Here is a 577-nt window from a genome sequence, read left to right on the forward strand (position 1 = left end):
ATGCGGGGCGGCATCTCCGCGGCCGGCGGCGGCTGCACCACCGCCTCGCTGCGCACCCGCGCGATCACCTCCACGTCGCGCGTGCGGATGGCGCGCGTCAGCTTGTCCCGCGCCACAATGATGCGCGCCTGCTCCGCGCGAGCCTCCTCCACATCCTCACCCCGCGCCTCCGCCAGCGGCACGGGGTCGGGCGGCATCTGCGCCAGCTGCATCTCCGCCTCCGCCTCCGCCGACAGCGCGTCGGTCACGGGCGGCAGCGCAGCGGCGGTGAACGGCGCCTTGGGGGCCGGCAGCGGGGCTGGCGGCGGCGGCTTCACCACTGATCTCAGCGGCGCCTGCTGCTCCTGCCCCTGCCCCTGCCCCAGCCACTGCCCCAGCCCCTCCTCTTCCGTCGCGATGCATGATGCCTCGCCCGCCCATGCCGCGGCATCACTCACGACACCCTCCCGCTGCGGCACAGCGCTGGGCGGTGCGTCTGCCGACAAGGCATCCGCAAAGGCCTGCACATCCGCCAGCGCGCCCCCACGCCCTGGCTGTGACTGACCGTCGCCCGCGTCGTCCTCCCACCCCACCTCCA

General features: G+C 74.9%; 1 pseudogene. It reads right to left on the reverse strand.

Features of this window, described 5'->3' with window-relative positions:
* Positions 1–437, reverse strand: a pseudogene (locus ACK41V_RS23745) (hypothetical protein); the annotation flags it as partial.
* Between the last annotated feature and the right edge of the window lie 140 nt (positions 438–577).

It is taken from the genome of Acidovorax sp. (assembly GCF_046291265.1).
Lineage (GTDB): Bacteria > Pseudomonadota > Gammaproteobacteria > Burkholderiales > Burkholderiaceae_C > Acidovorax.